The sequence below is a fragment of the Kribbella sp. NPDC020701 genome, assembly GCF_055562215.1.
Genome location: NZ_JBVHFT010000005.1, coordinates 384,226 through 406,776 on the forward strand (window position 1 = coordinate 384,226; position 22,551 = coordinate 406,776).

The 22,551-nt window shown below is 68.2% G+C and carries 24 protein-coding genes; 11 read left to right on the forward strand and 13 right to left on the reverse strand.

Annotated elements, in window-relative coordinates; all coding sequences use genetic code 11:
- Nucleotides 1–24: 24 nt before the first annotated feature.
- Nucleotides 25–645 carry a hypothetical protein gene (locus ACZ3HV_RS14895; RefSeq protein WP_465684530.1) on the forward strand — a complete coding sequence of 207 codons (621 nt, stop codon included), beginning with the start codon at nt 25–27 and terminating at the stop codon, nt 643–645.
- A 59-nt stretch (nt 646–704) separates the two neighbouring features.
- On the opposite strand, the gene ACZ3HV_RS14900 is transcribed toward ACZ3HV_RS14895, so the two are convergent.
- Together ACZ3HV_RS14900 and ACZ3HV_RS14905 are read right to left on the reverse strand one after the other, a co-directional pair.
- Nucleotides 705–1,010, reverse strand: a complete 306-nt coding sequence (locus tag ACZ3HV_RS14900; protein WP_360377898.1) for an ArsR/SmtB family transcription factor — start codon at nt 1,008–1,010, stop codon at nt 705–707.
- An 18-nt stretch (nt 1,011–1,028) separates the two neighbouring features.
- Entirely contained in the window at nt 1,029–1,610 is a 582-nt protein-coding gene (locus ACZ3HV_RS14905; RefSeq protein WP_465684532.1) for a TetR/AcrR family transcriptional regulator, read from the reverse strand.
- A gap of 33 nt (nt 1,611–1,643) precedes the next feature.
- Here ACZ3HV_RS14905 and ACZ3HV_RS14910 point away from each other — a divergent pair, with 33 nt between their 5' ends.
- From ACZ3HV_RS14910 to ACZ3HV_RS14920, 3 genes are all read left to right on the forward strand, one after another.
- Nucleotides 1,644–2,393, forward strand: a complete 750-nt coding sequence (locus ACZ3HV_RS14910; protein ID WP_465684534.1) for an SDR family oxidoreductase — start codon at nt 1,644–1,646, stop codon at nt 2,391–2,393.
- Between the two features lie 102 nt (nt 2,394–2,495).
- Nucleotides 2,496–3,173 carry a DedA family protein gene (locus ACZ3HV_RS14915; RefSeq protein ID WP_465684536.1) on the forward strand — a complete coding sequence of 226 codons (678 nt, stop codon included), beginning with the start codon at nt 2,496–2,498 and terminating at the stop codon, nt 3,171–3,173.
- Nucleotides 3,174–3,231: 58 nt separating this feature from the next.
- Complete coding sequence (locus tag ACZ3HV_RS14920; RefSeq protein ID WP_465684538.1) at nt 3,232–3,846, forward strand: NADPH-dependent FMN reductase; 615 nt, start codon at nt 3,232–3,234, stop codon at nt 3,844–3,846.
- 102 nt (nt 3,847–3,948) lie between these two features.
- Here the strand turns inward: ACZ3HV_RS14920 and ACZ3HV_RS14925 are convergent, their stop codons facing one another.
- The 3 genes from ACZ3HV_RS14925 to ACZ3HV_RS14935 form a co-directional block, all read right to left on the reverse strand.
- Entirely contained in the window at nt 3,949–6,414 is a 2,466-nt protein-coding gene (locus tag ACZ3HV_RS14925) for an FtsX-like permease family protein (protein ID WP_465684540.1), read from the reverse strand.
- On the reverse strand, nt 6,411–7,196 hold the full coding sequence (locus ACZ3HV_RS14930) for an ABC transporter ATP-binding protein (RefSeq protein WP_465684542.1): 786 nt from the start codon (nt 7,194–7,196) through the stop codon (nt 6,411–6,413). The genes ACZ3HV_RS14925 and ACZ3HV_RS14930 overlap by 4 nt, the downstream gene beginning before the upstream one ends.
- Nucleotides 7,197–7,270: 74 nt before the next feature.
- Nucleotides 7,271–7,867: a TetR/AcrR family transcriptional regulator gene (locus ACZ3HV_RS14935; RefSeq protein ID WP_360377917.1), complete on the reverse strand. Its 597-nt coding sequence runs from the start codon at nt 7,865–7,867 to the stop codon at nt 7,271–7,273.
- Nucleotides 7,868–7,970: 103 nt separating this feature from the next.
- On the opposite strand from ACZ3HV_RS14935, the gene ACZ3HV_RS14940 reads away from it, so the two are divergent.
- The 4 genes from ACZ3HV_RS14940 to ACZ3HV_RS14955 all read left to right on the forward strand — a co-directional run bounded on the left by ACZ3HV_RS14940 (nt 7,971) and on the right by ACZ3HV_RS14955 (nt 12,332).
- Entirely contained in the window at nt 7,971–8,969 is a 999-nt protein-coding gene (locus ACZ3HV_RS14940; RefSeq protein WP_465684545.1) for a hypothetical protein, read from the forward strand.
- 183 nt (nt 8,970–9,152) lie between these two features.
- On the forward strand, nt 9,153–10,541 hold the full coding sequence (locus ACZ3HV_RS14945; RefSeq protein WP_465684547.1) for an extracellular solute-binding protein: 1,389 nt from the start codon (nt 9,153–9,155) through the stop codon (nt 10,539–10,541).
- A 25-nt stretch (nt 10,542–10,566) separates the two neighbouring features.
- On the forward strand, nt 10,567–11,508 hold the full coding sequence (locus ACZ3HV_RS14950) for a carbohydrate ABC transporter permease (protein WP_465684549.1): 942 nt from the start codon (nt 10,567–10,569) through the stop codon (nt 11,506–11,508).
- Nucleotides 11,505–12,332 carry a carbohydrate ABC transporter permease gene (locus ACZ3HV_RS14955; protein WP_360377925.1) on the forward strand — a complete coding sequence of 276 codons (828 nt, stop codon included), beginning with the start codon at nt 11,505–11,507 and terminating at the stop codon, nt 12,330–12,332. The genes ACZ3HV_RS14950 and ACZ3HV_RS14955 overlap by 4 nt, the downstream gene beginning before the upstream one ends.
- A 208-nt stretch (nt 12,333–12,540) precedes the next feature.
- Here ACZ3HV_RS14955 and ACZ3HV_RS14960 read toward each other — a convergent pair whose 3' ends face one another.
- The 4 genes from ACZ3HV_RS14960 to ACZ3HV_RS14975 form a co-directional block, all read right to left on the reverse strand.
- Nucleotides 12,541–13,290, reverse strand: a complete 750-nt coding sequence (locus tag ACZ3HV_RS14960) for a GNAT family N-acetyltransferase (RefSeq protein WP_465684552.1) — start codon at nt 13,288–13,290, stop codon at nt 12,541–12,543.
- A gap of 111 nt (nt 13,291–13,401) precedes the next feature.
- Entirely contained in the window at nt 13,402–14,397 is a 996-nt protein-coding gene (locus ACZ3HV_RS14965) for a hypothetical protein (RefSeq protein WP_465684554.1), read from the reverse strand.
- A gap of 17 nt (nt 14,398–14,414) precedes the next feature.
- Nucleotides 14,415–15,623, reverse strand: a complete 1,209-nt coding sequence (locus tag ACZ3HV_RS14970) for an MFS transporter (RefSeq protein WP_465684556.1) — start codon at nt 15,621–15,623, stop codon at nt 14,415–14,417.
- A 156-nt stretch (nt 15,624–15,779) separates the two neighbouring features.
- Complete coding sequence (locus ACZ3HV_RS14975; protein WP_465684558.1) at nt 15,780–16,286, reverse strand: GyrI-like domain-containing protein; 507 nt, start codon at nt 16,284–16,286, stop codon at nt 15,780–15,782.
- A gap of 187 nt (nt 16,287–16,473) precedes the next feature.
- On the opposite strand from ACZ3HV_RS14975, the gene ACZ3HV_RS14980 reads away from it, so the two are divergent.
- Nucleotides 16,474–16,899 (forward strand): CBS domain-containing protein, encoded by a 426-nt coding sequence (locus tag ACZ3HV_RS14980; protein ID WP_360377940.1) that lies wholly within the window; start codon nt 16,474–16,476, stop codon nt 16,897–16,899.
- A 24-nt stretch (nt 16,900–16,923) separates the two neighbouring features.
- On the opposite strand, the gene ACZ3HV_RS14985 is transcribed toward ACZ3HV_RS14980, so the two are convergent.
- From ACZ3HV_RS14985 to ACZ3HV_RS14995, 3 genes are read right to left on the reverse strand one after another with little or no spacing between them, the layout of a single operon-like run.
- The gene (locus tag ACZ3HV_RS14985; protein WP_360377943.1) at nt 16,924–17,289 is read right to left on the reverse strand and encodes a DUF4190 domain-containing protein; all 366 of its coding nucleotides are present in this window, start codon (nt 17,287–17,289) and stop codon (nt 16,924–16,926) included.
- 53 nt (nt 17,290–17,342) lie between these two features.
- Complete coding sequence (locus ACZ3HV_RS14990) at nt 17,343–18,701, reverse strand: M16 family metallopeptidase (RefSeq protein ID WP_465684561.1); 1,359 nt, start codon at nt 18,699–18,701, stop codon at nt 17,343–17,345.
- Nucleotides 18,698–19,996, reverse strand: a complete 1,299-nt coding sequence (locus tag ACZ3HV_RS14995) for a M16 family metallopeptidase (RefSeq protein WP_465684563.1) — start codon at nt 19,994–19,996, stop codon at nt 18,698–18,700. The genes ACZ3HV_RS14990 and ACZ3HV_RS14995 overlap by 4 nt, the downstream gene beginning before the upstream one ends.
- 113 nt (nt 19,997–20,109) lie before the next feature.
- Between ACZ3HV_RS14995 and ACZ3HV_RS15000 the strand changes: the two genes are divergently transcribed.
- Entirely contained in the window at nt 20,110–20,457 is a 348-nt protein-coding gene (locus ACZ3HV_RS15000; RefSeq protein ID WP_465684565.1) for a YciI family protein, read from the forward strand.
- Entirely contained in the window at nt 20,450–21,655 is a 1,206-nt protein-coding gene (locus ACZ3HV_RS15005; RefSeq protein ID WP_465684567.1) for an RNA polymerase sigma factor, read from the forward strand. The genes ACZ3HV_RS15000 and ACZ3HV_RS15005 overlap by 8 nt, the downstream gene beginning before the upstream one ends.
- Here ACZ3HV_RS15005 and hisN read toward each other — a convergent pair.
- A complete protein-coding gene (hisN, locus tag ACZ3HV_RS15010; RefSeq protein WP_465684569.1) occupies nt 21,639–22,418 on the reverse strand; it encodes a histidinol-phosphatase in 780 nt (259 codons plus the stop codon). The two genes, ACZ3HV_RS15005 and hisN, sit on opposite strands and share 17 nt — an antisense overlap.
- Nucleotides 22,419–22,551 lie beyond the last annotated feature (133 nt).

Sequence of the window (22,551 nt, forward strand, 5' to 3'; positions counted from 1 at the left end):
TGCCCTGAGATGAGGGGGTGGGTCGTGTACGCACGTTCCACCACGATCAACGCCCTGTCGGCATCGATCGACGCCGGTGTCGCGCAGGTGCGGGACGAGGTAATGCCCTCGCTCCTGGAGATGGACGGCTGTGTCGGCCTGTCGATGATGATCGACAGGGAGTCCGGCCGGTGCATCGCCACGAGTGCCTGGCGGTCGGAGATGGCGATGCGGGCCACCGACCAAGAGCTTTGGTCGGTCCGGGACCGGCTCGCGCGGACGCTCGGTGGCAGCCCGATGGTGCAGGAGTGGGAGATCGCCGTCATGCACCGTGACCACCGTTCGGTCGCAGGCGCCTGCGTCCGGGCCACTTGGGTGAAGGTCGACCCCGCGACGCTGGACCGGGCGATCGACGTCTACCGGCTGGCGTCGTTGCCGCGGCTCGAGGACCTGGCCGGCTTCTGCAGCGCGAGCCTGCTGGTGGACCGCGCGTCCGGCCGGGCGGTCTCGTCGGTCACGTACGACTCCCAGGAGGCCATGGACTCGAACCGGGAGGCCGCCGCGTCGATGCGGTCGGCGACCGCGAAGGACGCCGGCGCCGAGATGGTCGACGTCGGCGAGTTCGAGCTCGTCCTCGCCCATCTTCACGTCCCCGAGCTCACCTGAAGCAACCCGTCGTCGGCCCATCCGACCAGCGCGGCCCGGACCCAACTCCGGGCCGTCGCTCAGTCCATCGTGTCGAGATGGGCTTCGAGGGCGTCCAGGCGGGTGCGCCAGAGGTCGCGGTAAGGCTCGAGCCAGGTGTCGATCTCGGCGAGCGGGCCCGGGCTGAGGCGGTACCAGCGGCGTTGGGCCTCCCGGCGGACCTCGACCAGACCGGCGTCGCGGAGCACCTTCAGATGCTTCGAGACCGCGGGCTGGCTGAGCGACAGTTCGTCGACGAGCTCGCCGACCGGCCGTTCGCCGGTCCGCAGCAGATCCAGGATCTCCCGGCGCCGGGGCTCCGCCAGCACCTCGAACGTACTTGCCATATGAGGAATATACGCCGTCTACCGGCTGAGTTCGTGGTCGAAGGTCGCCTTGAAGGCGTCGCGGAAGAGGTCGGGCAGGCTGGTCTTACCGTCTTCGGAGGCCCAGCGAAGTAGGGCGACGTGGGCGACTCCCAGACAGGCGCTGGCGGCCGCGCGGGTCTGGAACTCGAAGACCGGGCCGGACGAGTCGGCGCGGAGCGCGGTGACGAACGCTTCCTGCAGTCGGTTCTGGCTGTCGAGGTGGCGGGCTTGGAGGGCTGGTGTCGAGATCATCAGTCGCAGCCGGGCGAGCAGGAGCTCTCGATCCGGTCCGGTGGTCAGGTCGAACGTCGCGAGCATCGTCCGACCGATCCGGTCTGCCAACGATCCGGTGGTGGGAAGTTCGCTGATCGTCGCCGCGGCCAGCTGGTCGAGGTCGTCGTACAGGACGAGGTCTTCCTTGGTGGGGAAGTGCCGGTAGACGGTCATCGCGGAGACGCCGGCGGCGACCGCGACGTCGTTCACCGTCGTCGCGTCGTACGCGCGTTCCTCGAACAGCCGGATCGCGTGCCGCTGGATCCGCTGCCGGGTCTCGGCACGCTGGCGGTCCTTCAGGTTCATGTGGTAGATACTAACAACATGATAGTTTCTAACATGATCGGCAGGGTGGCGTTGGTAACGGGGGCGTCGCGGGGGATCGGCCGCGCGATCGCGGAACGGCTGGCCGCGGACGGGGTCGAGATCGCGGTGCACTACAACAGCGACAAGGCCGGCGCCGAGGAGACCCTCGAGCGCATCGACGGTCGCGGATTCCTGGTCGGCGCCGAGCTCGGTGTCGCGGGTGACGTCGACGAGGTGTTCGGGCAGCTCTCGGAAGGTCTGTCGGGGCGGTCCTTGGGCATCCTGGTCAACAACGCTGCCGCGCCGCCGGCGGGTCCGCTCGAGACAGACACCGTGGACGCGTTCGACCGGCTGTTCGCGGTCAACGTGCGCGCGCCGTACTTCCTGATCCAGCGGCTGCTTCCGGTCCTGGCCGACGACGGTCGGATCGTCTCGATCTCGTCCGCCGCGACCCGGATGGCGAACCCCGTCCAGACGTCGTTCGCGATGACCAAGGGTGCGGTCGAGACGATGACTCTCACACTCGCCCAGGAGCTGGGCCGTCGTGGCATCACCGTCAACGCGGTGTCGCCCGGCGCGACCCGGACCGAGGCGAACGGCGCGTTCTTCGAGACCCCGGGGCTGGTCGACTTCGTCACGCAGCAGACCGCTCTCGGACGGCTCGGTCGGGGCGAGGATGTCGCCGAGGTGGTCGCGTTCCTCGCGTCCGACGCGGCTCGCTGGGTCACCGGCCAGACGGTGGACGCCACCGGAGGGTTGTTCCTCGGACCTCGTTTCGCCTGACGGGGTTGGGTTTTCCCCCGGTCGGTACGGTGGAAGGCCCGACCCCGAGACGGCGGTTGGCCACAGTGTGTGAGTGGTACGCGCGGGCCTAGCGTCGTCGGCATGCACACGACGAATCAGGTGATGATGGCCGCGCTGCAGGCGACACAGGAACCGACCGGAGGAGTGGCCGGCTGGGCCATCGACCTGATGGAGCGACTCGGAGCGCCAGGAGCGGGGCTCGCGGTCGCGCTGGAGAATCTGTTCCCGCCGCTGCCCAGTGAGGTGATCCTGCCGCTGGCCGGGTTCGCGGCCAGCCGCGGTGATCTCGGGCTGGTCAGCGCGATCCTCTTCACCACGCTCGGCTCGATCGTCGGCGCGCTCGCCCTGTACGGCGTGGGCGCCGGGCTCGGCCGGGATCGGACCAGGGCGGTCGCCGGCAAGCTGCCGTTGGTGAAGGTGCAGGACGTCGACAAGGCCGAGGAGTGGTTCACCCGGCACGGGCCGAAGGCAGTGCTGATCGGCCGGCTGGTCCCGGTCGTGCGCAGTCTGATCTCGGTTCCGGCCGGGGTGGAGCGGATGTCGGTGGCGTTGTTTCTGGCGCTGACCGCGGTCGGCAGCCTGGTCTGGAACGCGTTGCTGATCGTTGCCGGCTATCAGCTTGGTGAGCGCTGGCATGTGGTGGAGTCCTCGGTGGGCATCTTCCAGAAGTTCGTGATCGCCGGTGCGGTGGCGGCGGTGGTGTGGTTCGTGGCGGTCAAGATCCGGGCCCGGCGTTCGGATACTGAGAAAGTCAAGTAGCAAGCTCGACTTTAACTACGCTCGATCCATCACTTGCCGAGTTCAGGAGTTGGGTCAGATGCCCTCAGTCGCGTTCGAACCGCAGGTCGTACCGGATCCTCCGGTCTGGCCGCAGTCTGTTGTCACCGTGGTCGGCAACCCCCGGCCCGGGTCCAGGACCGCGGCCGCGGCGGCGTCCGTGGCGGAGTTGCTCGCCTCCGAGCTCGGTACGCCGTACCGGATCGACGAACTGATCGACCTGGTGACGTTCGCACCGGCGATCTTCCAGGGGGAGCGGGCCGCGGACAAGGAGCGCGCGGCGTTGGAGAGCGCGATCGATCTGGTGTCGTCGGCCTCGGTGATCGTGGTCGCGACGCCGGTGTACAAGGGCAGTTACACCGGTCTGCTGAAGAGCTTCCTGGACGTCCTGCGACCGCAGGCTCTGGCGGGCGCGGTCGTTGTGCCTGTGACGGTCTCCGCGGCGCCGAGCCACAAGCTGCTCGCGGACCAGCATCTGCGTCCCGTTCTGGCTGAGCTCGGTGCGAGCGTTCCGGTCCCCGGCGTCATCCTCGAGGAGCGCGACCTCGAGGACCTCCAGGTGGTCCTCTCCGGCTGGCTCCGCACCAACGCCGGCATCGTCCAGGCCACGACCATCGCCCTCCAACCCGTCGCAGAGCCTACCCCGGCCCGTTAGCACGATCGCGGTCCAACCCTCCAGGGCGGTGGGCATCCCCTCACATGGAGGGTTGCCCCCTGAGAATCCGAGGGGGCAACCCTCCAGCTCAGCGGGCCGGCTTCAGTCCGCGTGGGTTGGCTGGGTGGGGGAGTGGCGGAGGGTTGTGGTGGCGGGCAGCAGGGTTGAGGCGAAGGTGAGGAGCGTGGCGGCTCCGACGATCACGCCGTAGATCCACAACGGGCCGGTCGGGATGGCGCTGGTGGAGACCTTGGCCGAATAGGGGAGGAGGCAGGCCAGGGCAACAAGCGTGCCGAGAGTGATGCCGGCCAGGGTGACCAGGGTGCTTTCCGTCCACAGCATGCGGAGGACCTGGCCGCGGGTGGATCCGGTGAGGCGTTGGAGGGCGAACTCGCGGCGCCGGCGCAACGTGGTCGAGACGAGAGTGTTGACAACCGAGACCGCGGTGTAGGCGATCAGCATCCCGACGAGCATGTAGTTGACCCACGCCTGTGTCTGCAGGTCTTCCGCGTTGGCAGCAACCAGGCTGTCCCGGTCGGCGACCTGTACGCCGGGATGCGCGGCGGCGAGCTTGGTCAGGGCCGGTCGTACGTCGGTACCCGGTGCGGTGCGAACCAGGATCTGCTTGGTCAGTCCGTCCGTGGTGTGAGCGGCGACGAGCGAAGCGGGCAGGATGATGCTCTCGTAGCCGCGCTCGGCCGCGAAGGTCGCGACCACCCGCAGTGTCACCGCGGTGCCGTCGCCCAACGTCATGCTGATCGTCGAGCCCACCGGGCGGTCGATCTTCCCGGCCACATAGTCCGGCAGAGCGACGGTCGACCCGGTCAAGCCGGCGAGTGATCCATGCGTCAGCCGCACCGGCGCCGTACCGTCCGCGCCCTGGGCATCCACGCCGATCAGCGGAGCGCCGTCCTCGTCGAACGGAGCGTTGCGGGGCTCGTCGATCGTTCCCAGGCTGGTGACGAACGCCGACGCACTCGTGACACCCGGCACCGCACGGACCTGGCTCAGCACCGTGGGGGACAGGCCTGCGTCCGAGACCAGTACGGCGTCCGCCCGCAGGTCTCGCGTGAACGCCTCGGACGACGCGTGGACCTGCGTGGTCTGCATGTAGAGGTTGGCGGTCGAGATGCCGACGGCAAGCATCACCGGCATCACCGCGGCCGACATCGCCACCGAACGCGCCGTGACGTTGCGGATCGCGAGGCGTCCGTTGACCCGGGTCAGTGCCTGCACCGGCCAGCGCCACACCGCGAGGACTGCCTTGGTCCAGAACGGCCCGAGCAGCGCGACACCGATGGCCCAGCACAGGATCGATGGGCCGGCAGTTGCACCGGCGAGCGGACCTGTCATCACGGTCGCGGTAACGATCAGCAGCGCGAGGCCGCCACCGAGGAACGCCAGACCGAACAGCAAGCGCACCCAGCTGAACCACTTCCGCTGCAGCGACGCCTCCATCAACGCCTCGACCGGCCGGATCTTCGCCGACTTGCGAGCCGCGATCAGGGCGGCACCGATGGCCGCGAGAACGGCCGCACCCGCACCGGCCGCGAACGGGATCAGGCCTTGGGAGAACTCGACGACCGGCGACGCGACGCCGTGCGAGCCGAGTTGCTCGAACAGGAACCGGCCGAGGAAGATCCCGGGTACGGCGCCCAGCGCGACCGCCGGGAGCGACACGAGCATCGCTTCGCCGAGGATCATCCGCCGGACCTGGCCAGGCGTCGTGCCGATGCCGCGGAGCAGCGCGAACTCGCGCTCGCGGTGCTGGGCGGACAACGCCAGCGTGGACGCGACCACGAACATCATCGTCATCGTCGCGATCCCGCCGAACGAGCCGGCGATCGAAATCAGCGCGGTCCGGTGCGACTCGGCGTCCGGGTGCTCGGCCAGTCCGCGGTCGATCCCGGCGCGGACGGTGATCTCGCCATCGAGAGCCTTGATCCGGTCCTTCACGTCGTCGACGTTGGTGCCAGGGGCAACCAGTACGCCGACATCGGCGAAGCGGGCGGGGTTGCCGGCCAGCTCGGCCGCCTCGCGGTCGGAGAAGAATGCATGACCCGTCGGTCCGGTAGCCGACCCGCTCACCGTGAAGGTCGACGGCTCGCCGTCGATCAGGAAGGTGACCCGGCTTCCCATTTTGGCGCCAGTCATCACTACCTGGCCGGCGCGCGGCGCGTGACCGGACGTCAGCTTGTACGGCGCAAGCGCGGCCGAGGACCAGTTGTGGCCTTCAGCAACCGGACCACCGATCGCTGGGAACGTGAGGTCGCCGATCGCGGCCGAAACGCCTGGCACAGAACGGATCTTGGCGACGAGGTCGATCGGTACGCCGACCCGCTCGGGCAGCGGGGTCGCGTCCTCAGCTCCCGGGCGCAGATGAGATTGATTGCCGGTGACCACGAGTGAGGCGGCGGCGAGCCGGGTGGGCTCGACGTTGGAACGGATCCCCGTCTCCATCAGGCCGCCGCAGGCCATCACGATCGCGGTGCCGAAGACGACCGCGACGAAGGTGGCGATGAAGCCGCTCTTGCGGTGCCGCAAGGTGCGGACTGCCAGGCGCATCATCCCGCTACCGCCTTCAGCTTGGACCGCGCGCCGAGGTGGGTCATCCGGTCGGCGACCTCTTCGGCCGTCGGCGCGGTGAGGCTGCCGGCCAGGACGCCGTCGGCCAGGAAGACCACCTGATCGGCGTACGACGCGGCGACCGGGTCGTGGGTGACCATCACGACCGTCTGGCCCTGCGTACGGACGGGCTCGCGGAGCAGCTCGAGTACGTCGGCCGCGGTCTGGGTGTCGAGAGCGCCGGTGGGCTCGTCGGCGAAGATCACGGCCGGCCGGGCGACCAGGGCGCGAGCGATGGCGACGCGTTGCTGCTGGCCACCGGACAGTTCACCGGGACGGTGCTTGCGCCGGTCGCCGAGGCCGACCCGGTCGAGGACCTCGCGGACCGCGGCGCGGTTCACGCGGCGGCCATCGAGTTCCTGCGGCAGGGTGACGTTCTGCCAGACGGTCAACGCGGGCAGCAGGTTGAAGGACTGGAACACGAACCCGATCCGCTCGCGGCGGAGCTCGGTGAGCCTGCGCTCGCTCAGACCGGCCAGTGGCCGGCCGTCGATGTAGACGCTGCCGGAGGTGGGCCGGTCGAGCCCGGCGGCACAATGCAGGAAGGTGCTCTTGCCCGACCCGGACGGGCCCATCACGGCGGTGAAGGTGCCAGGCGTGAAGTTGATGCTGATGCCGTTGAGGGCGGTGACGGTGTTGGTGCCCCGGCCGTAGACCCGCCGTACGTCGTTGAGGACGACTGAGTACTCGGTGCCGGCGACTGTTTCCCGCGTCCGTTTCTTCATGCCGATGACGCTACGGAGCGCGCACCGGCCACCCCATGGTGCTGGACCGCCGCTCAGGGTAGATGAAAGTCCACCTAGGAACGGAGTAGTGCGCGCAGTCCGGCCGTGTAGGAGGCGGGCGTGACGTCGCCGATCAGCAGGCGCTGCAGGACGAAACCGGGCACCATGCCGAACATGACCTGCGCGATGTCGGCTGGGTCGGCGTCGGCGGGAACCGTGCCGTCGGCCTGGGCCCGGCGGGCGATCTCGAGGAAGTGGTCACGCAGCTGGCAGTACTTGCCGCGGGCGGTCCGGTGGATCGACTCGTTGCGCAAGGCTTCCGCCCAGGCCTGGACCGCGACCCGGGTGACATCGCCGCCGGGTGCCTCGGCGACGGTGACCACGTGGTTGAGCGTCGCCTCGAGCGCGGCCAGCGGTGACAGCGGCTCGTCGGTGGCGAGGATCTTCTCGAAGAGCTCGTCGATCGTGCTCAGCGCGTCCTCGGCGATCGCCGCGACGATGTCTTCCTTGCTCTTGAAGTAGCCGTACACCGCGCCGGCGGACAGGCCCGAGGCGCGGATCACGTCGGCCATCGTCGTCTTGTGGAAGCCCTGCTCGATCACGCAGAGCCGGGCGGCGTCGACGATCTGCTGTCGGCGGGCCAGGCGGTGCTCCTCAGTGACCTTGGGCATGTCCGGAACATAAAACGAATGTCCGTTCTTGACAAGTCGGCGTGGATGTTCCAGGCTCGAAACAATAAAGAACGGTCATTCGGTTTTGTTAGGAGTCCCCGCCATGTCCGCTGAGGTGCACGCGGCCGAACGTCGCCGGCCGCCGCTGGTCGCAGTCATCACGCTGCTGACCGTCCTGCTCACCGTCCTGCTGATCGCCTTCGCCTGGCCGGCCGCGCGGTCCGAACCACGCGACCTGCCGCTCGCCGTCGCCGGTCCAGCCCCGGCCGTCCAGCAGGTCACGACCGGCCTCGACCAGGCGATGCCCGGTGGCTTCGAGATCACCGCCGTACCTGATCGGGCCGCCGCGGTGCAGAAGATCCAGGACCGCGACGTGTACGGCGCGATCGTGCTCGACGCGACGCAGCCCGAGGTGCTGACCGCCTCCGCGGGCGGTCCCGTGGTCGCGCAGCTGCTGACGCAGATGTCGGCCCGGCTCTCCCCGGAGAACCCGCCGAAGGTGACGGACGTCGTACCGCTGCCGCAGGACGACCCGCGCGGTGCCGGTCTCGCCGCGGGTGCGCTGCCGCTCGTGCTCGGTGGGATCATCGCCGCCGGCGCACTGACGCAACTGGTGCGGTCCGGTTCGAGGCGGATGATCGGTGCGGTCGCGTTCGCGATCACGGGTGGGCTCGCGCTGGCCGCCGTACTGCAGTACTGGCTCGGTTCGTTCGAGGGCAGCTATCTCGGCAACGCCGGCGTGATCGGGATGTCGATCGCGGCGATCAGCCTGACGCTGCTCGGGCTGGAGTGGCTGCTCGGGACGGCCGGTCTCGCGCTCGGTGGCGCGGTGATGATGCTGCTCGGCAACCCGTTGTCCGGGATGACGAGTGCACCCGAGATGCTGCCCAGCGGCTGGGGCACGCTGGGGCAGTTGCTGCCGCCCGGAGCCGCAGGTACTGCGCTGCGCTCGGTCAGCTTCTTCGACGGTGCGGGGGCCGCTCGGCCGCTCGTCGTACTCAGCTGCTGGCTGATCGCCGGATTCGCGCTCTGTGCACTCGGAGCGATGAGGTCGCAGCGCGCCGTACAGGCCCGCCACGAGGCGAAACCAGTTACTGTCTGAATGTCATGACAACGCGGTGACCGGATTGTTACGTACCGGTCACCGCGTTACCGCGTACCTGCGCGGACAACGTTGTCTGTCAAGCATTGACTTCGGCGGCCCAGGACTCCTACGGTCGCGGGAAAGCCCGCTGGGTTTGGGCTGTGGTACCGGGATGACAACGATTGCCCGAAGGTGGACCTGATGGTGACAAGGAAACGTTTCAAAGCAGCTGCTGTGGTGAGTGCGCTGCTGCTGGCGGTCTCGGCCTGCGGCCAGGGCTCGACGACCAAACAGCCGGAGGCGGGCGGCTCGCAGAGCTCGGGACCGGCGCACATCAAGATCGCGTACCAGCAGTGGGGCCCGGGCGTGGTGATGAAGAACTTCCTCACCGGCGTCAAGGCCGAGTACGAGTCGGCCAACCCCGGGTCGACGGTCGAGATCCTGCCCATCGTGGCCAGTGAGAACGACTACTACACCAAGCTCCAGCTGATGATGCGGTCGCCCAACACCGCGCCGGACGTGGTCTACGAGGACACCTTCCTGATCAACTCCGACATCACCGCCGGCTACCTGCGGCCGCTCGACGACTACATCAAGAACTGGGACCAGTGGAGCCAGTTCGAGGACACCGCCAAGGGTGCGGCCAAGGCGCTGGACGGCAAGACGTACGGCGTCCCGGACGGCACCGACACCCGGGCGCTCTGGTACAACAAGCAGATCTTCGCCAAGGCGGGGCTGCCCGCCGACTGGCAGCCGAAGAACTGGGACGACGTACTGTCGGCTGCTCGCACCATCAAGCAGAAGGTCCCCGGCGTCATCCCGATGAACGTGTACTCGGGCAAGCCGATGGGTGAAGCCTCGGCCATGCAGGGCTTCGAGATGCTGCTGTACGGCACGAAGGACACGCTGTACAACAACGACCAGCAGAAGTGGGTCGTCGGCAGCCAGGGCTACAAGGACTCGCTGAACTTCATCAAGACCGTCTACACCGAGGGCCTCGGCCCGTCGCCGAAGCAGGCGCTGGACCCGAACATGGGCAGCAAGGTCGGGACCGAGCTGCTGCCGGGCGGCAAGCTGGGGATCGCGCTGGACGGCTCCTGGATCTACGGCAACTGGCAGAAGACCGGTGCGAAGCCGTGGCCGCAGTGGACCACGGTGATGGGCCAGACCGCGATGCCGACGCAGGACGGCGGCGGCAAGGGGAAGGTCAGCCTGTCCGGCGGCTGGACCTGGGCGATCCCGGCCAAGTCGAAGAACCCGGACGCGGCCTGGAACCTGATCAAGACCCTGCAGACCCAGAAGAACGCGGCCAAGTACGCGACCGACGGCGCTCAGATCGCGGTCCGCAAGGACGTCGCCTCCGACGCCGGCTACAAGAGCTCCTCGCAGAGCACGCAGTTCTTCACCGACCTGGTCTCGGTCACCGTGTACCGGCCGGCGTACGCCGAGTACCCGAAGGTCTCCAACGAGATCATCACCTCGATGGAGGCGGTGATGACCGGACAGTCGTCGGTCGACGACGCGGCGAAGAACTACGACGAAGCGGTCGAAGGCATCGTCGGCAAGGACAAGACGACCCAGGGCCAGTAACCCGGCCCGGCGAGGAAGTTCCCCTGTGACGACGACAGTCGCCCCCACAGCGGCCGGCACCGCTCCCTCCGGTAAGTCTTCCGGAGCGGGCGGGAAGCCGCGGGCCGCGAAGCTGTTCAAGATGCTGCCGCTGGGTCCGGCGATCGGCCTGATGCTGGTCTTCCTGGCCGGCCCGATCATCTACTGCGTGTACGCCGCGTTCACGAACATGGCGCTCACCGGCACCGGCGCGGCGAACGTGAAGTTCGTCGGGCTGGACAACTTCCGCAAGGCGTTCGGCAGCGGTGCGTTCACCAACGCGATCTGGCTGACCCTGGTGTTCACGCTGATCTCCGCGATCATCGGCCAGAACACCCTCGGCCTCGGCCTGTCGCTGCTGATGCGCCGGTCCACCAAGGTGGTCCGCAACTTCGTCGGTACGGCGGTCATCGGTGCGTGGGTGCTGCCCGAAGTGGTGGCGGCGTACCTGCTCAGCGCGTTCTTCAACGACGAGGGCACGCTGAACGTGATGCTGCACGCCGTCGGCCTGCCCGGTCAGGACTGGTTGTACGCGGCACCGATCATCGCGGTGTCGCTGGCCAACATCTGGCGCGGTACGGCGTTCTCGATGCTGGTGTACTCCGCCGCACTGAGCGAAGTACCCAAGGAGATCGAGGAGTCGGCCGAGATGGACGGTGCGGCGGGCCTGCGGCGGCTGTGGTTCGTCACGCTGCCGATGATCAGCCGGGCGATCATGACCAACCTGATGCTGATCACGCTGCAGACGCTGAGCGTGTTCGGCCTGATCTTCGCGATGACTCGCGGCGGCCCCGGCACCAAGAGCCAGACGCTGCCGCTGTACATGTACGAGCAGGCGTTCAGCTTCTCCCAGATCGGCTACGGCACGGCGATCGCCCTGGTGATGCTGGCGATCGGCGCGGTCTTCTCGCTGATCTACCTGCGTGGATTGAACTCGGAGGCAGCGTGATAGCCCGCGACCGGATCAGCAAGTTGTCCGCCAACCTCGTTCTGCTGGCGATCGGCGTGCTGTTCGTGCTCCCGTTGCTGTGGGTGTTGTTCGCGTCGATCAACAGGACCGCGGGGTTGCGGGTCGAGTTCCCGACTCATCCGACCCTGGGGAACTTCAAGGCGGTGCTGAACACCGACACGACGTACCGGCCGGTGTTCAACGGCATCGTGCTGTGCGGCGGCTCCGCTCTGCTCACGATGGTCTGTGCGGTGCTGGCGGCGTACCCGCTGTCCCGCTTCAAGTCGAAGTTCAACCGGCCGTTCCTGCTGACCGTGCTCTTCTGCACCGGGTTGCCGATCACCGCGGTGATGGTGCCGGTGTACGGCCTGTTCGTGCAGCTGAACCTGGTCGACACCCTCGGCGGCACGATCATGTTCATGGCGACGTCGTCGCTGCCGTTCGCGATCTGGCTGACGAAGACGTTCATGGACGGCGTACCGCTGTCCCTCGAGGAGGCCGCCTGGGTCGACGGCGCCAGCAACATGCAGGCCCTGCGCCGCATCGTCCTGCCGCTGATGTGGCCGGGCATCGCGGTGGTCGCGATCTTCACCTTCATCGGCATGTGGGGCAACTTCTTCGTCCCGTTCATGCTGCTGCTCTCCCCTGAGCGGCTGCCGGCCTCGGTCAGCATCTTCACCTTCTTCGGCCAATACGGCGAACCGAACTACGGACAGCTGGCGGCATACTCCCTCATCTACACAATGCCGGTCCTGCTCCTGTACCTGCTCCTGAGCAAGAAGCTCGGCGGCGCGTTCGCACTGGGCGGAGCCATCAAGGGCTGACACCTACCGCCCCAGGCGGCCTGCTACGCGCGCGCTCCTCCATCGCGTACTACGCAGGCCGCCTCGCCCGCCCATGGTTGTGCGGGCTGCCGCCCGCGTGAGAACCCGGTTGCTGTGGTTGCGGTCGGGGAGCGGGGGACGGGAAGTGGATCCGACATGTGCTCGCGCCGTACAGCGGCTGTTGATCAGGCCGGGCGGGATGACTGTTCTACTGGAGTTGTGCGGTGTGGGGGAGGACGAATCTTAGGTAGTTGGTGAAGGGGGTGAAGCCCATTCGTTGGTAGATCGGGGCTCCTTGGGTGGTGGCCTGTAGGAGTGTGACTTCGGCGCCTTGGTCGAAGGCGAGGTGGGTGGTGGCGGTGGTGACCAGGGTGCCTAGGCCTTGGCGGCGGGCTGTGGGGGTGGTGGCTACCCAGTAGATGCCGGCGGTGGGGCCGGTGTGGATGAGCATTGCGCAGGAGACGGGGGTGCCGTTTGTGCTGGCGACTACCGCGGCGACGTTCGGGGCCATCAGGGCTTCCGGTGTTGCGAACTGGTCTACGGCCTTGGTGTCTCGGCCGGTGTCGTGGAAGACGCGGCGGTGGATCGTGGCGAAGGCTTCGACTCCGGCTTGGTCGACGACCTGGGTCAGGTCTACTGCCATGGAGGGAGAGAGTGGGGGCGGCGGAATGTGGAGCGCCATGCCTAGGGCGGTGGACTGAGGGTGCAGTCCTTTGGCTTGGGCTTCTTCGATCAGGTCCTGGTCGCGATGGGTCGAGGCCCACACGATGAGGTCTCGGTGGTGCAGCTGACCGAATGCCTGCGCTTCGCTGAGCAATTGTCCGGGGGCGACGTTCGGGGTCAGTCGCAAGGCTGCGTTGTGGAAGGCGCCGACGTAGTCGGATGCGGCCGCGATGAAGAGGGCGCCCGGCTGCCGGGTGAGGACCGAGTCGTTGCCGTGCCGACCGAAGTGCTCCACTGCTGCTTCGATGTTGTGATCTGAGGCGGCGCGTAGATCCCTTGCATTCAACACATACCGCAGTTCATCACACGAGAGTAGGAGTCTATGGCAACGGTCTCGTGGGGGTGCTCAGCTCGGGGTCAAGGCTTGCAGGCGGTCGTGGACGGCTTGGAGGCCGGTTCCGGAGTGGAGGGCTTCGGGGATTTCGTCGAGGGCTGACCAGTATTCGATTTTTTGGGTGAAGGGCCAGTCGAGTTGGAAGCAGGCTGTCCAGGCTCGGGCGGAGTGGACGAGGACTCGGAAGGCCAGGACTTTGTCGTGGTCGGCGTTGGTGTCGGCCAGGGACTCGAGGAGGTCTTTGTGAGTTTGGGCTGCGATGGTTGCCGGCTTGTGTTCGTGCCAGGCGTCGCGGAGGGCTCCGGTGGAGCGTTCCAGGGCGAATGCCGCCAGGGCGCCGACGGCTGTTTGGATGACGGCGTCCAGGTGTTCGTCGCCTGCTACCAGGGCGGCGGCTGATTGGGAGCCGACGGCGGTGGCGAGGACCAGGATGAGTCTGACGATGAAGCTGAGCAGGCGGTTCAGGCGGGTGTGGTCCCGGGTGATCTCGACCTGTTGGAGTTGGACGCGGAGTTGCTTGATGGCTCGCAGCGCCGTACGGCGGTCGGCCCGGGAGCGGCGGAGCGGATGGCCGAAGCTGTCGATCGCCTGGTCGATCTCGTCGGCGGGGATGCCGAGGAGGTCCGCTACCTGGGCGAAGGGAAGTTCGGTCAGCAGTTTGGCGGCGGCGTCGGCCGCGGCGGCCTTGCGGGGCTGACGGCGGGAGCGTCGTGGCTCGTCGTTGCGGATGCTGTCGGCGGCCAGGTCGAGGAGGTCGTCCAGGCCGCGGACGACGTCGACCAGCGCGGCGTCGGCGGTCTTCCAGCGGTAGGTGGCCAGAGCGTTCGTACGGCGGAAGTCGTCTTCCACCACCTTCTGCAACGCCGGCGGCCAGCCGGCGATCGCCACCTCCGGCGGCTCCTCGATCGGTACCGGCGCGGCGGACTCAGGAGCCAACGGCTTGGCACCGGCACGCGTGCCGATGACCTCTTCGTTCTTCTTCCCTTGCCCCGGCACGATGAAGCTCACACCACAACCTTACGTGCCTACTCGGTTCGCCTGAGGTGCCAGACGGACGGGACGACGAGGGTTGCCAGGGTGATGGCGACGTACAGGGCGGCGCCGTACAACTCGACCGCGGTGATGCCGGCGGCGGCTGCCACGGCGCCGACCGACAGCTGGCCGATGGGTACGGCGATGATCGAACCGAGCATGTCGTACGACGAGACGCGGGAGAGCTTGTCGATCGGGATGTGCTGGCCGAGGGCGGTCTCCCAGCCGATGCCGAAGATCTCGTAGCTGATGCCGACCAGGAACGACATCGCGGCGACCATGATCGTGTTCGGTGCGAGCGCGAGGACGACCATGATCGGTGCGCCGAGCAGGATGCCGAACATGCCGATCCGCAACGGGTAGCGGGGCTTGACCCGGATCATCAGCACGCCGCCGACGATCAGGCCGACGCCGAAGCAGGCGCTCGCGATGCCCCAGCCGGTCCGGCCGAAGGTGTCGTCGGCGATCACCGGGCCGAGGGTGCGGTAGCAGGCCACGAAGATCACGTTCAGCAGGCAGAAGCCGAGCACGATCACCCAGACCCACTGGCGGGAGACGAACTCGGTCCAGCCGACGCGCAGGTCGGTCAGCACGGAGCTCGCCGGACGCTCGATCCTCGGGATGGACAGCCGGGCGAGCAAGTACGCGCCGAGCAGGAACGTGATGGCGTCGACCGCGAGCCCGATGCCCGGGCTGGTGAAGCCGACGAGCACGCCGGCGACCGCGCCGCCGCCGATCAGGGCGATCGAACGGGCGAAGCCGGAGACGGCGTTCGCCTGGGGGAGTTCCGTACGGTCGACAATCGACGGCAGGATCCCGGTGAGCGCGGGCATCACGAACGCGGCGGCGGTGCCGTTCAAGGCTTCGATTGCGGCCAACTGCCAGATCGTCGCGTGGCCGGACAGGACCAGAACGGCCGCGAGGCCCTGGGTGAGGCCGCTGACGGTGTTGGCGACGACGAGTACCAGATTCCGGGGTAGCCGGTCGGAGATCACGCCGCCGATGAGCAGGAAGACGATGTTCGGGATGCTGCGCGCGGCGAGCACGATGCCGACAGCGCCGGCCTCGTCGGATATGTCAAGTACGGCGAACACCAGGGCGATCGGAGCGATCGCCGAGCCGAGCAGCGACACGAACCTGGCCGAGATGAAGATCCGCACATCCCGATGCCGCAGCACCGCAAGATCCTGCCGCCAACTCACCCGCAACTCCCTCGATCACCACCCGAACCCGCCGATCCTACGAGCTACCAGGCCGACCGGGCCTGCTGTTTTCCGAGGGCAGAGCCCCGCCCGACCTGCGGCCCCGGAGCTCCGGCGGGCGGCCGGGCGGCTGGGGTCGTGAACGGGCGAGGTGTGTCAGCGGCCGGAGCCGGGCGGGTCGGCGAGACGGATGTTGAGTTCGACTTCCCACTTCGTCTTGCGGGGCTCTGTGCGGGGATCCGTGCGGAACGCCTCGTACCGGCAGCCGAACAGGTCGCCTTCGGGGACATCGCGGCGGTCGAGCGTGAGGTCACCGGCCCACTCGAGGAGGGCGCGGTTCGCGCGGAGCGAGTGGTTGCGGTAGGTGAGGGTCGCGTAGCGGCCTGCCGGAAGAGTGGCGGGCCGCACCCGAGCATCACCGGCACGCGGGCCGGGGGTGGTCACGCCGACCTCCAGGTCCATCGGGCCGCTCATGTCGATCACATGCAGCCGGAGGAAGAACATGCCGAGGTCGTCAACGCTCTGCCGTTGCAGCCAGGCACTGAGCTCGTCGATCAGTTCATTACGAACGCTCAACATGCCACGGAACGGCGTGACGACGCGGATGCCGAGATAGTCCTGCGGCGGCCGCTCGACGACACGAGGCGGTTCGAGCAAATCCATCTGTACCTCCCGACCCACCATATGGGAAAGAACCTTCATTTTGTGGGGGTTCGGGGGTGATTGATGCCGGAGGCAACTGAGTTGGGGATTGTCTTTCGTTGTCAGGGGTGGGGACATGCGGGGGCTGCCGCTGGGGGCGGGTTTTCGCTACCTTGGGGTATTGGTCCTTCGATTTGCAGGAGGCTCCGTGAAGATCAACGACGTACTGCGCGGCAAGGGTAACCAGGTCGTCACCATCTCCCCAGAAGCCACTGTCACCGAACTGCTCGCACTGCTGGCCGAACACAACATCGGAGCGGTGGTGGTCAGCTCGGACGGGTCCGCGGTGGACGGCATCGTGTCCGAGCGCGACATCGTCAGGCTCTGGAACGGCACCCCCGAGGCCGGCGACGTCCGGGTGAGCGCGATCATGACGGCCGAGGTCGCCACCTGCGCCCCGGACGAGCATATCGACAACCTGATGCGGCTGATGACGGATCGCCGGATCCGGCACGTCCCGGTCGTGGTCGACGGCAACCTGGCCGGTCTGGTCAGCATCGGTGACGTGGTCAAGTCCCGGATCGGCGAGCTCGAGTTCGAGCGCGAGCAACTCTCCAACTACATCACCAGCTGAGCCGAGCCGCAGGCGGAGCCCAGGTCAGGCGGCGGCGAACAGCACCACCATCGCGAGCAGGAAGAGCAGGCCGGCGCCGAGCAGAACCGTGCCGATCAGGCCGCAGATCTGCCCGGCCTGAGCCATGCCCCGGTTGTTGTAGACGCCCGGCGCGGCGTCGATCTCGGCGAGCGCCTGGTTGCCCAGCCACCACGCGACCGGCGATACGACCAGGAGACCGGTGCACAGCGCGAGTACGCCGAGAACGAGCGCGACGGTGGCCTCCGAGTGGTCGCGCAGCACGCCGTACGCCGGTTGGTCCGGGAAGCCGGGCTGGACCGGGTAGGTGCCCGGCGCCCAGAAGGTGTGGGTCCGGTCGGTGGCGTCGGTGGGACGTTCGGTGAACGACATGGTGCTGCTCCTCTGCTCAGGGCCGGTGGCCGCGCAGAGGAGCAGCGATGTCCTCAGCTCTGGTCGACCAGGTCGCCGACGATGTCACTGCCCAGCTCGGCGAGCTGGGGGCGGACATCCTTGGCTTCCCCTACGACGACGACCAGTAGCCCGTCGGTTCCGACGTACCGGCGGTAGGCCTCGGTGGCCTCGGCGGCGGTGGTGCCGGCGATCTGGGTCAGGTAGGTGTCGGCGAAGTCGATCGGTACGCCGTTCGCGATGTTGCTGCCGACCTGCTGGGCCACCGAATCCGCCTGCTCGTAGCGCAGCGGCGCGGTCCGGATCAGGCTGTCCTTCGCCTCCTGGACCTCCTGCTCGGTCAGCCCGTCGCGAGCCTCCCGCAGGATCCGCAGCGCGTCACCGATCGCGGCCCCGGTCACCTCGGTGCGGACGGCGCCGCCGAGGCTGAAGGTCCCGCCCTTGCGGGGCGCGGCGAAGCTGGTCCGCGTGCCGTAGGTGTAGCCCTTCTCCTCACGCAGCACGGTGTCCACGCGGGAGGTGATCGTGCCGCCGACCACGTGGTTCGCGACCGCCGCCGCACCCCAGGCGGGATCCCGGCGATCGGGGCCGGCGCAGCCGATCAGCAACTGGCTCTGCACCGAGCCTGGCCTGTCGACGAGGACGACGCGGTTGCCCGGGATGTACAAGGGCTCCGGCGTCGCCAGCGCCGTACCGGCCGTGGAGGTCCAACCGGCGAAGGCCTGGTCGATGATCGCGGCGACGTCCACACCGGTCGCGTCGCCCGCGAACAGGATCTCAGCGCGCTCCGGGCCGATGTTGTTGCGGTAGAAGTCGGCCACCTGCACGTTGGTGAGCGGCCGGATCGTGTCCGGCGACCCCGCGGTCGGCCGGGACCGCCGCGTCGACGGGTCGAACAGGTGGGCCGCGAACGCCTCACGGGCCCGGTAGCCCGCGTTCGCCCGCTCCTGGTTGATCTCGCCGAGCCGGATCGTCACGTGCCGGCCGACATCGGCTTGGTTGAACGCGGGCCGGGTGATCGCTTCCGCGAGCAGCTCCACAGCGGGCGCGAGGTGCGACACCGGCACCGAGATCTCTACGTGCAATGCGTCCGAGCTGACATCCACGCCGTACGCCGCTCCGTGCCGTTCCAGCGCGGCTGCGAACTCGTTGGCCGAGTGCAGCTCGGTGCCTTCGTCGAGGGTGCGGGACATGATCGTCGCGACGCCTTCGAGCTCACGCGGTTCGGCGATCAGCGGCATCGCGATCGTGACCCGGACGGTGGCGACGTACTGGCCGGGGCGGTCGAAGACGTGCACCGGTGCGCCGACGCTGGTGATCGTGGTGGTGGCGGCCGGGAACTTCCACGGGCGGGGCGCGCCGACCGCCGGCGGCGTGGTCAGAACCTGGTTCATGCCTGCTCTCCCTCGGTTCCTTCAGCTGTTTCCGCACGGCGGTAGCTGACCTGGACGCGCCCGGCGGCGCGCAGCCACTGCGACGCGGCGCTCTTGACCTGCTCGACGGTCACCGCGCGGACCTGGTCGATCCGCGTGTTGATCCGGTTCGGGTCGTCGAACAGCAGGGCGTGGTGGGAGATCTCGTCGGCGCGGCCGGCGCACGTCGCCAGCTGTTCCAGCCAGTCCCGCTCGGCCTGCGCCTGCACGGTGGCCAGTTCGTCCTCGGTGACGCCGTCCTCGGCCAGCTTCTCGAGCTCGTCGAGCAGCGCATCCTCGACCTTCTGCAGGTCGACGCCGTCGGACGCGATCCCGGTCAGCGTGCCGAACGAGACCCCGCCGATCAGCGGCAGCGCGCCCCCGGACACCGACTGCGCGATCTGCTCGTCGCGGACCAGCCGGCGGTTCAGCCGGCCGCTCTGGCCGGCGGCCAGGATGTCGAGCGCGAGCCCGGCCGCGTCCAGCTCCGGCGTCCCGTCCATCGGCAGCCGGAACATCATCGTGATCAGGTCGGACGGTACGTCGGACACGACGTCGTCGCGCTGCACCTCGGTGAGCGGGCCGATCGTGCCGTCCGGTGCCGGCGGCGGCGGCGGGATCGCGGGCAGGTGCCCGAAGTACCGCTTGGCGGCGTCGAACGCATCGTCGACGGAGACGTCCCCGACGATCGTCAGGACGGCGTTGTTGGGGCCGTAGTACTTGCGGAAGAACGCGTGCACGTCCTCGACCGACGCGGCGTCGAGGTCTTCCATCGAGCCGATCGTCATGTGCGCGTACGGGTGGTCCGCGGGGAACGCGAGCCGGACGAGCCGCTCGTACGAGTCGCCGTACGGGCGGTTGTCGTAGCTCTGCCGCTTCTCCTCCTTGACCACGTCGCGCTGGTTGTCCAGGTTCTCCTGGTTGACCGCGTCGAGCAGGTAGCCCATCCGGTCCGCCTCGAGCCAGAGCGCGAGATCCAGTCCGCCGCTGGGCAGTGACTCGAAGTAGTTGGTGCGGTCGAAGAAGGTACTCGCGTTCAGACTCGCGCCGGCCGTCTCCAGCAGGCTGAAGTGCTGACCGGAGGCGACGTTGCGCGATCCCTGGAACATCAAGTGCTCGAACAGGTGCGCAAAGCCGGTCAGGCCCGGCGGCTCGTGGCGCGACCCGACGTCGTACCAGAGGTTCACGGCGACGATCGGGACGGCGCGGTCCGAGCTCACGACGACCCGCAGGCCGTTGTCGAGCGTCTGCTCCGCGATGGGGTACGTCAAGGGCATACCGGCCACCCTACGTGGTCCGGAAATTGTTCGGGTGAGATGTCGATCTCGGCCCAGGTCGCGCATCGGAGTGGTAGATGTTGGGACCGACCCGCACAAGAGAGGTGACATCAGTGGGCAAGTACTTGGTGATGATCTACGACGACGAAGCCAAGTGGGACGCGGCAGATCCGTCCGTGATGGAGCAGAACCACAAGAACCACCAGGCCTTCGCCGACGCGAACGGCCCCGCGCTGCGCGGTGGCGCGCAACTGGGGGACAGCAGGACCGCGACGTCGATCCGGTCCGACGGCAACGGCGGGTTCGTGGTCACGGACGGGGCGTTCGCGGAGACCAAAGAGGTGATGGGCGGCTACTACCTGATCGAGGCGGCCGACCTGGACGAGGCGCTCGAGATCGCGAAGCAGGTCCCGTCGCCGATGGGTGGGGTCGAGGTGCGTCCCATCATCAACGGTGGCTGATCAGATCACTCAGGCCGTGGCGGAGGCCCACTCGACCGAGTGGGCCGCCGTCTTGGCCGCCACGGCGCGGGTCGCGGCCGACCTGGATCTGGCCGAGGACTGCGTGCAGGACGCGTACGCCAAGGCGCTGGTGCATTGGCGTGAGCAGGGCGTGCCGCGGCGGCCGGGTGCATGGTTGACGACGGTCGCCACGCGGCGAGCGCTGGAACTGCGGCGGCGGGCCGATGTCGCACGGCGGAAGCTTCCGATGTTGGTGCCGGACGCCGAGGACGCGCCCGGGGTGTTCCCGGACGACCGGCTACGACTGGTATTCACGTGCTGTCACCCGGCGCTGGCGCAGGAAGCACAGATTGCGTTGACGCTGCGGTTGGTGTGCGGGTTGTCGTCGGCGGAGATCGCGAAGGCGTTCCTGGTGAAGGAAGCGACGATGCAAGCGCGGATCACCCGGGCGAAGCACAAGATCTCGAGGTCGGGGATCGCTTACCGGATCCCGCGGCGGGCCGATCTGCCGGAGCGCATCGACGCGGTGCTGGACGTCGTACATCTGGTCTACACGGCGGGACACACGGCGGCGGATGGAGAGGGGCTGACCCGGCCGGATCTGGCGCGGCGGGGGATCGATCTCGCCCGGATGATGCGGTTGCTGTTGCCGGACAGCGCGGAGGCGGCGGGTCTGCTCGCGCTGCTGGCGCTGACGGAGTCCCGGCAGGCCGCCCGGGTGGATGGTGCCGGGCACTTGGTGTTGATGGAGGACCAGGACCGGTCGCTGTGGGATCGAGCGCTGATCGCTGAAGGGTTGGCGCTGGTGCGTGAGGCGTTGGGACAGTCGGCCGGGCGCTTCGGGCTGATGGCGGCGATCGCCGCCGTGCACGGTGAGGCGGCACGCTGGGAGGACACCGATTGGGCGGAGATCCTCGGCCTGTACGACGTTTTGCTGGCGTGCTGGCCGTCGCCGGTGGTCGCGTTGAACCGGGTGGTCGCGCTCAGCTACGTGGCCGGTCCTGAGGTGGCGCTGGCGGAGTTGGCCGACGATCCGGCGTTGGCGACGTACCCCTATCTGGCGTCGACGCGGGGCGAGCTGCTGTGGCGGACCGGCCGGGTGGAGGAGGCTCGGGCGGCGTACGAGGAGGCGCTGGCGTTCACCAGCAATGCCGTGGAGGCGGAGTTCCTGCAGCGGCGGATCACTCGAGGCGCTTGAGCACCTCGTCGTGCAGGCGGCCGTTGGTGGCGACGGCGTTCGGGCCGTTCGGACCGGGAGCACCCTCGACCGAGGTGAACTTGCCGCCGGCCTCGTCGACGATGATCGCCAGCGCGGCCATGTCGTAGAGGTTGAGCTCCGGTTCGGCGGCGATGTCGACGGCTCCCTCGGCGACCAGCATGTAGGACCAGAAGTCGCCGTACGCGCGGGTCCGCCAGCAGGACTCCATCAGCTCGGCCCACTGGTTCTTCTTGCCGATCTTCTCCCAGCCCTTGAGCGAGGCGTACGACAGGGAGGCGTCCTCGATCTTGCTCACGTCGCTGACCCGGCACGGCTGCGACGAGTGCAGCGCGCGGCCGGTCCAGGCGCCATCGCCGTACGACGCCCACCAGCGCTTGCCCAGCGCCGGAGCCGACACCACGCCGACGACCACCTGGTCCTCGATCATCAGGCTGATCAGCGTGGCCCAGACCGGGACGCCACGGATGTAGTTCTTGGTGCCGTCGATCGGGTCGACCACCCAGCGGCGGACGCCCCAGCCGGAGGTGCCGTCCTCCTCGCCCACGAACGCGTCCCGCGGGCGGGCCCGGGAGAGCGTCTTGCGCATCACGTCCTCGACCTTCTTGTCCGACTCGCTCACCGGGGTGAGGTCCGGCTTGGTGGCCACGTGCAGGTCGAGCGCCTTGTAGCGGTCCATCGTGGTCGAGTCCGCGTCGTCGGCCAGGATGTGGGCGAGCCGCAGGTCATCCGTGTGCGAAGGCATGCCGGAAGGCTAGCCCGTCACCCCGCTCAGCGGGGCAAGTGACCGCAAACGTTGCGGATCGGTTGCGGCGCGAGTTGAACCGAATCCGGTCGTCGAACGTGCTAAGAGCAATGTCACCGGGCGCCATGCCCTA

What these genes read in the sequence shown, in the direction of transcription:
- ACZ3HV_RS14900 (WP_360377898.1), bottom strand. Translation starts at nt 1,010, where the DNA reads ATGGCAAGTACGTTCGAGGTGCTGGCGGAGCCCCGGCGCCGGGAGATC.
- ACZ3HV_RS14905 (WP_465684532.1), bottom strand. Translation starts at nt 1,610, where the DNA reads ATGAACCTGAAGGACCGCCAGCGTGCCGAGACCCGGCAGCGGATCCAG.
- ACZ3HV_RS14910 (WP_465684534.1), top strand. Translation starts at nt 1,644, where the DNA reads ATGATCGGCAGGGTGGCGTTGGTAACGGGGGCGTCGCGGGGGATCGGC.
- ACZ3HV_RS14915 (WP_465684536.1), top strand. Translation starts at nt 2,496, where the DNA reads ATGCACACGACGAATCAGGTGATGATGGCCGCGCTGCAGGCGACACAG.
- ACZ3HV_RS14920 (WP_465684538.1), top strand. Translation starts at nt 3,232, where the DNA reads ATGCCCTCAGTCGCGTTCGAACCGCAGGTCGTACCGGATCCTCCGGTC.
- ACZ3HV_RS14925 (WP_465684540.1), bottom strand. Translation starts at nt 6,414, where the DNA reads ATGATGCGCCTGGCAGTCCGCACCTTGCGGCACCGCAAGAGCGGCTTC.
- ACZ3HV_RS14930 (WP_465684542.1), bottom strand. Translation starts at nt 7,196, where the DNA reads ATGAAGAAACGGACGCGGGAAACAGTCGCCGGCACCGAGTACTCAGTC.
- ACZ3HV_RS14935 (WP_360377917.1), bottom strand. Translation starts at nt 7,867, where the DNA reads ATGCCCAAGGTCACTGAGGAGCACCGCCTGGCCCGCCGACAGCAGATC.
- ACZ3HV_RS14940 (WP_465684545.1), top strand. Translation starts at nt 7,971, where the DNA reads ATGTCCGCTGAGGTGCACGCGGCCGAACGTCGCCGGCCGCCGCTGGTC.
- ACZ3HV_RS14945 (WP_465684547.1), top strand. Translation starts at nt 9,153, where the DNA reads ATGGTGACAAGGAAACGTTTCAAAGCAGCTGCTGTGGTGAGTGCGCTG.
- ACZ3HV_RS14975 (WP_465684558.1), bottom strand. Translation starts at nt 16,286, where the DNA reads ATGGATTTGCTCGAACCGCCTCGTGTCGTCGAGCGGCCGCCGCAGGAC.
- ACZ3HV_RS14985 (WP_360377943.1), bottom strand. Translation starts at nt 17,289, where the DNA reads ATGTCGTTCACCGAACGTCCCACCGACGCCACCGACCGGACCCACACC.
- ACZ3HV_RS14990 (WP_465684561.1), bottom strand. Translation starts at nt 18,701, where the DNA reads ATGAACCAGGTTCTGACCACGCCGCCGGCGGTCGGCGCGCCCCGCCCG.
- ACZ3HV_RS14995 (WP_465684563.1), bottom strand. Translation starts at nt 19,996, where the DNA reads ATGCCCTTGACGTACCCCATCGCGGAGCAGACGCTCGACAACGGCCTG.
- hisN (WP_465684569.1), bottom strand. Translation starts at nt 22,418, where the DNA reads ATGCCTTCGCACACGGATGACCTGCGGCTCGCCCACATCCTGGCCGAC.